Origin of the sequence: Gilliamella bombicola, from assembly GCF_900094945.1 — a bacterium.
Lineage (GTDB): Bacteria > Pseudomonadota > Gammaproteobacteria > Enterobacterales > Orbaceae > Gilliamella > Gilliamella bombicola.
Map to the genome: position 1 here is coordinate 115,614 of NZ_FMAQ01000005.1, position 6,788 is coordinate 122,401.

A 6,788-nucleotide genomic window follows, 5' to 3' on the forward strand; every position below is an offset into this window, starting at 1 on the left:
AAGCGAACAAAGAAGAGGTCAATGTGAATTCAACTGTCCAAGCTGTAACAAAAAGAATTATTGAACGTTCAAAAGCATCGCGCGAAGCTTATTTACAAAAAATAGAAAAGGCAATGCGCAACAAAGTCACCCGCGCCAGTTTACCTTGTAGTAATTTGGCCCATGGTTTTGCCGCTTGTTGTATTGATGACAAAAACGATCTAAAAAATATATTAAAAAGCAACATTGGCATCATCAGCTCTTACAACGACATGCTTTCAGCGCACAAACCTTACGAATTTTACCCTGAACAAATCCGCAAAGTGCTTCACGAAGTGGGCGCGGTTGGACAAATGGCGGGAGGAGTACCGGCAATGTGCGATGGCGTAACCCAAGGTGAACCCGGAATGGAGCTGTCATTAATGAGCCGAGACATCATTGCCATGTCTGTTGCAGTTGGCCTTTCACACAACATGTTTGATGGCGCTTTATACCTTGGCATTTGCGACAAAATCGTACCGGGATTATTTGTCGGCGCATTAACCTTTGGACATTTACCTGCCATTTTCATACCAGCAGGACCAATGCCATCAGGATTAGCGAATAAAGAAAAAGTCCGAATTCGCCAACTTTATTCAGAAGGTAAAGCAACGCGCGAAGATTTATTAGAATCAGAATCTGCCTCGTATCACACTAGCGGAACATGTACCTTTTATGGCACCGCCAACAGTAACCAAATGGTAATTGAATTAATGGGATTACATTTACCCGGTGCTGCATTTGTTCAGCCAGAAACGGCATTGCGCTTTGAATTAACCAACGCAGCGGCCAAACAAATTACTCGCTTAACCCAACAATCAGGTAATTACATGCCTGTTGGCAAAATGGTGGACGAAAAGGTCATCGTCAATGGACTCGTTGCATTACTCGCAACCGGTGGGTCAACCAATTTAACGATGCATATAGTAGCGATGGCAAAAGCGGCAGGAATTATTATTAATTGGGATGATATATCAGACCTATCAACTGCCGTACCACTACTTTGTCGAATTTACCCAAATGGTCCCGCCGACATCAACTACTTCCAAGCAGCTGGTGGCACAGCTTTATTAGTGAGGGAATTATTGGCAGGTGGTTTACTACATGAAGATGTTGAAACAGTTGCAGGCCACGGCCTAAGCCGCTATACCAAAGAACCAATATTAGAAAATGGCCAACTTGTTTTCCGCGAAGGTCCAACCAAATCATTAGACGAAAACGTCATTGCTTCAATAAACAAACCATTTAACTCACATGGTGGGCTAAAAGTCATGTCAGGCAACCTTGGGCGGGCGGTAATGAAAACATCGGCTATTGCGCCAGAGCACCAAATTATCGAAGCCCCAGCCGTTGTTTTCAATAGCCAATACGATTTAGATGCTGAATATAAAGCAGGCAAATTAGATAAAGACTGCGTAGTTGTTGTACGCTATCAAGGCCCCAAAGCCATTGGCATGCCAGAATTGCATAAACTGATCACACCGCTAGGCGTACTACAAGATAAAGGTTACAAAGTTGCCTTATTAACCGATGGTCGACTATCGGGCGCGTCTGGCAAAGTGCCGGCAGCTATCCATGTCACACCAGAAGCTTATGATGGTGGTTTATTAAGTAAAGTCCAAGACGGCGACATAATCCGCGTTAATGGCCAAACTGGCGAAATCACACTACTTGTCGACGAAGCAGAACTAACCAAACGCCAACCAGCCCCATTTGATCTCACCGATTCTCATCAAGGTTGTGGACGTGAACTTTTCACTATTATCCGTGAAAATTTAACCTCAGCAGAAGAAGGCGCTGTCAGCTTCTAGTACCAACACTCTGCCGCATATAGCGGCAGAGATCTTAAGTATAAATTACTTCTTGATAAAATTATCTACCAGCAAATTAACAACATCCCCCATTTTCCCGTGTAATGAAGCTTTTACGCTATAAAGAGCCATCCCCATAACTTGCGATGGTAGAATTTCAGGCGGCATTACTAACTCATTAGAGCTGGTTTTCACATCTAACAAGGCAGGGCCGGGATGTGATAAAAATGATTGCATCGCCTCCTCAAGTAAATCAGAGCTATCAACTCTTATGGCAAATAGTCCCATGGATTCGGCAACTTTAGCAAAATTAGGATTTTGTAAATCGGTATAGTGATCAACCAACCCTTCAGATTTCTGCTCCAATTCGACAAAGTTGAGAGAACTATTATTAAGCACAATAATTTTGATTGGCAACTTTTCTTGAATTGTGGTTAACAAGTCACCCATCAACATACTAATACCCCCATCACCTGATAAAGTAATAACTTGCCGATTAGGAAATGCTTTTTGAACACCTAATGCTTGTGGCATTGCATTTGCCATTGTGCCATGTTTTAGGCTAATTACTGTGCGCCTTTTTCCATTGGTATTAAAATGCCGACAAGCCCAAACCATAGCGGAACCAACATCGGCACAGAGCACGGCATCATCTGTTGCATATTTATCAACAAGTTCTGTTAAATATTGAGGATGAATTGTTGTTTGCGAAGGCACTGCTTTCTTATTCAATTTATTCATTGATTTGGTATACAATTCACGGCATTTTTCTACAAAACTAGTATCTTTTTTTTCATCCACTAAAGGAATTAAAGCTGCCAACGTTGGTTTACTGCTACCAACAACCCCAACGCTCACAGGATGACGTCGTCCTAGATGGGTCGCATCAATATCAACTTGAATAATAGTGGCTTTATCTGGATAAAACTGCGACCATGCAAAATCAGCACCTAACATAAGCAGCACATCACATTCTTTAATCGCCGTCGTTCCCGACTCCATACCAAACATTCCCGTCATACCCACATTATACGGATTATCATATTCAACAAAATCCTTACCTCTAGAAGTATGCACAATAGGCGATTTTAATTTTTCAGCAAGCCCAACAAGTTCATCATGAGCTTCACAGACACCTTGCCCAGCAAAAATCGCGATTTTTTGATTTTTATTGAGTATTTCAGCAATTTGATTAAGCTCTTCATTAGATGGGCGAATAACCGGTTTAGGGTGATAAATCTTATGCCCGCTATTATCCTCCACCTTAACTAAACTAATATTGTAAGGTATCACTAAAACCGCCACACCGCGTTGATTAATTGCGGCTTGAACTGCGGCTGTCGTTATTTGTCTTGCTTGAGTAGGATCATTGATTTCCTGACAAAATACAGAACAGTTTTTATAAATAGATTCAAAATCGACTTCTTGCGGAAAATCAGTACCTTTTTGTGAAGTCACTAGCTGACTTGCCAATAAAATAACCGGCACTTTATTACGTTGAGCTTCGTAAATACCATTAATAAAATGCAAACTCCCCGGCCCACACGAACCGGCGCAAGCCGTAATTTGGTCAGTTAAATATGCTTCTGCTCCTGCTGCAAAAGCACCGACCTCTTCATGGCGGACATGCACCCATTCGATATTACTTTTTTTAATAGAAGAGGTAATATAATTCAAGGTATCACCAACAATACCATAACAATGTTTAACACCAGCTTCGGACAAAACATCAACAATTATTTGTGCAACGGTTTTTTTTGACGACATACTTTCTCCTAAAAAAGTTACGGGTTAAATAATTTAAATTACTTAAATTACACCTACTTTTCGATAAAGCGAATAGGCGATAAAAAAAACAGCAAAAAATGTTAAAAATGTCATAATAGAACAAATTTTGTCATATAAACTTAATGCAAAAATATTCCCTATTGCAATAAATCAAGGTATTATGTGCAAAATCTAATCGACATTTATAGAGCTACTTTTTGTGGAACATTTGTCACCTGTGCATAATTTAGTATCATCAATTACACAATTCTTACCGAATAACATTATTGAATACTATCAGCTGATTACCGTCTGTTTATTATTATTAATAGCTATTTTAATGTTTTCATTCAGCAAATTAAGAATGGACATTATCGCCCTACTCACCATCACGGCAATCACCATCACAGGCGTATTAACCCCTACCGAAGCACTATCAGGATTTAGCGATCCCAACATCATTTTAATTGCGCTACTCTTTGTTATTGGTGAAAGCCTTGTCAGAACCGGCATATCATACAAAATGAGCGAATACATATTAAAAATCGCGGGCAAAAACGACATACGCATCATCACCTGCATCATGCTAGGCGCTGCTTTACTGGGCTCAATAATGAGCTCAACAGGCGTTGTTGCCATCTTTATTCCTGTTGCCATTAGCATTGCAAATCATACAGGTATTCATGTCAAAAAATTAATGATGCCACTATGCATAGCAGCACTCATTAGCGGCATGATGACATTAGTCGCAACGGCGCCAAACCTAGTTGTTAATAGTGAATTAAACCGCTCGGCATTAACTGAATTCAGCTTCTTCTCGATTACGCCAATTGGCATTGGTGTTCTAATTGTTGGTGTGACTTATTGCCTACTAACACGCAATTGGCTACTCACTGCCGAACAAATCACCCCAAACAACACCCAACCGCAAAGACGCAAAATTACCGACCTTATTCGCGACTACAAATTAATTGGCCGTGCTCATCGAGCACAAATACTAGCAGGCTCGCCTTTTGTTGGACGCACTATCGATGGCTTACATTTACGTAGCAAGCATGGCGTAAATGTTATTGGTATTGAACGTTGGCGTAAATTTCACAAAGTATTAATTCCCGTTAATGGTTGCACCGAATTTCGTGAAAATGACATATTACTACTAGACATGTCGCACTCCGAAGCCGATTACCGTACTTTTTTAACCACCAATAACCTTGAACCCAAAATATTGCGTGGTGAGTATTTTTCGGAACAAGTAAAACAAGTCGGCATGGCCGAAGTTGCTCTACTACCAGAATCAACACTGTGTGGCAAAACACTCAACGAAATCGATTTCAGAGGGAAATACTTCCTAACAGTCATCGGCATATGGCGTAATCACGCTCCGGTTGAAACCAACAACCTATTCCAAGAACGTTTAGAAATGAGTGACACATTATTAGTCTGTGGTGATTGGAGCTCAATTCAAAAATTACAAACTCGCACCAATGATTTTGTTGTATTAGACTACCCCGCAGACATTGACGACATAGCGCCAGCAAGCAGCCAAGCGCCGGCAGCATTAATCAACTTAGCTATAATGATAACCTTAATGGTTACCGGCATTGTACCCAACGTAGTTGCGGCCTTAATTGCCTGCTTACTTATGGGCGCCACGCGTTGTATTGACATGACTAACGCTTATAAATCAATACACTGGCCAACCTTAATTTTAATTATTGGCATGATGCCTTTTGCACTCGCTCTCAATAAAACGGGTGGAATTTCGCTCATATCCGCTTGGCTTGAAGTTCACCTATCCTCGTTCGGCCCCTATATGGTGCTGACATTTATTTTCTTATTATGTTCAACAATTGGATTATTTATATCCAATACCGCAACCGCTATTTTAATTGCGCCAATCGCCATTGATTTAGCACTAAAATTTGGTTACTCGCCCTACCCATTTGCCATGACGGTTGCCATTGCCACCTCCGCCTCATTTATTACCCCTGTATCATCACCAATAAAAACCATGGTAGTTGCACCGGGTGGGTATAGTTTTGGGGATTTTGTTAAAATTGGGGTGCCGTTAACGTTTTTGGTTATGGCGGTGGATATTGCTTTAGTGCCAGTGTTTTTTCCGTTTTAAAGCCTAGCTATGATAATGATTGAAAAATAAGAGAATTAAAAAATGATGAATTTTTTACAAACTATTATGGGACTTGCAGTTTTTGCTGCATTAATTATTGGACTGTTGACTTTCGTAGGCTTATTTATTCGATTGTTATGTAACGTAATTATAAAGCAAGTAAAATTAGATAGAATAAGTGATGAAATATTGATACAACACTATAATATGTTTAAAAAATACAAAGATAGTGTTTTTTTGGCATTTTTATGCTACGGCATTCTTTATCTGTATGGTATGAAATTAAATCAAAAAGCTTTTGATGTTTATCAACAATGTATGATTAAACGTAGTCTACCTTTGTAATTTTCACTCACCAATTTAAACTATAATGATGGCAATATCGCTGTTGTGATTAATTTGTCAACGATAGTTTGGTTCAGGACAAAATATCCCTGTTTGGCGTGCTAACCTCGCTCTGTTGTCGGCACATTCTGACGCCGGAATAGGACAAACAACATAACCATCTTTTTTGGGAAGGATTGTTGTGTTTTTGTAAGGCGGTTTTTGTTAAAAAACAGCCAGAAAAAACTTTAATAAAATCAATACCTTTTCTGACCGATTTTTGGGTGTAAAATCAGGCCTTTTTGGGTTGGTGAATAGGATGGATTGGGTGCAGTGGTTTCGGACGTTTTGACCTTTAGCGAACAAAATAGTTACAGTGACCACGTCCGAGTCAGGGAATTAAAGCGAATTCCCTGACAACCCGCGCTTTGGCTGCAGAATGTGGCCTGCGGCTGCCCTCCGCCGCCGCTCGGTCTTAACGCACCGGCTATGATTCGCTCCCGGCGAAGCATAGCCTCGCCAAACATCCCTGTTTGGCGTGCTAACCTCGCTCTGTTGTCGGCACATTCTGACGCCGGAATAAGACAAATAACATAGCCATCGTTTTTGGGAAAGATTGTTGTGTTTTTATAATTATATCGTTGATTTTATTTTGATTAAACGCCTACACGGCGTTAAGGGGCGACGTTACAAAGTTACGCAAGAATTATATTTTCTAAACCGCCTATACGGCGTTAAGG

Annotated in this window: 4 protein-coding genes; 3 read left to right on the top strand and 1 reads right to left on the bottom strand. The window is 40.5% G+C overall.

Going from position 1 to position 6,788, the window contains the following annotated elements:
* Nucleotides 1–23: 23 nt before the first annotated feature.
* The gene (gene edd, locus GA0061081_RS06445) at nucleotides 24–1,829 is read left to right on the top strand and encodes a phosphogluconate dehydratase (RefSeq protein WP_091348483.1); all 1,806 of its coding nucleotides are present in this window, start codon (nucleotides 24–26) and stop codon (nucleotides 1,827–1,829) included.
* A gap of 45 nt (nucleotides 1,830–1,874) precedes the next feature.
* Here edd and GA0061081_RS06450 read toward each other — a convergent pair whose 3' ends face one another.
* The gene (locus GA0061081_RS06450) at nucleotides 1,875–3,596 is read right to left on the bottom strand and encodes a thiamine pyrophosphate-dependent enzyme (RefSeq protein WP_091348486.1); all 1,722 of its coding nucleotides are present in this window, start codon (nucleotides 3,594–3,596) and stop codon (nucleotides 1,875–1,877) included.
* A 238-nt stretch (nucleotides 3,597–3,834) separates the two neighbouring features.
* On the opposite strand from GA0061081_RS06450, the gene GA0061081_RS06455 reads away from it, so the two are divergent.
* Both GA0061081_RS06455 and GA0061081_RS06460 read left to right on the top strand, forming a co-directional pair.
* Nucleotides 3,835–5,724, top strand: a complete 1,890-nt coding sequence (locus GA0061081_RS06455) for an SLC13 family permease (RefSeq protein WP_425337789.1) — start codon at nucleotides 3,835–3,837, stop codon at nucleotides 5,722–5,724.
* A 42-nt stretch (nucleotides 5,725–5,766) separates the two neighbouring features.
* Nucleotides 5,767–6,069 carry a hypothetical protein gene (locus GA0061081_RS06460; protein WP_091348489.1) on the top strand — a complete coding sequence of 101 codons (303 nt, stop codon included), beginning with the start codon at nucleotides 5,767–5,769 and terminating at the stop codon, nucleotides 6,067–6,069.
* The last annotated feature ends 719 nt before the right edge of the window (nucleotides 6,070–6,788 follow it).

What these genes read in the sequence shown, in the direction of transcription:
- GA0061081_RS06450 (WP_091348486.1), bottom strand. Translation starts at nt 3,596, where the DNA reads ATGTCGTCAAAAAAAACCGTTGCACAAATAATTGTTGATGTTTTGTCC.
- GA0061081_RS06460 (WP_091348489.1), top strand. Translation starts at nt 5,767, where the DNA reads ATGATGAATTTTTTACAAACTATTATGGGACTTGCAGTTTTTGCTGCA.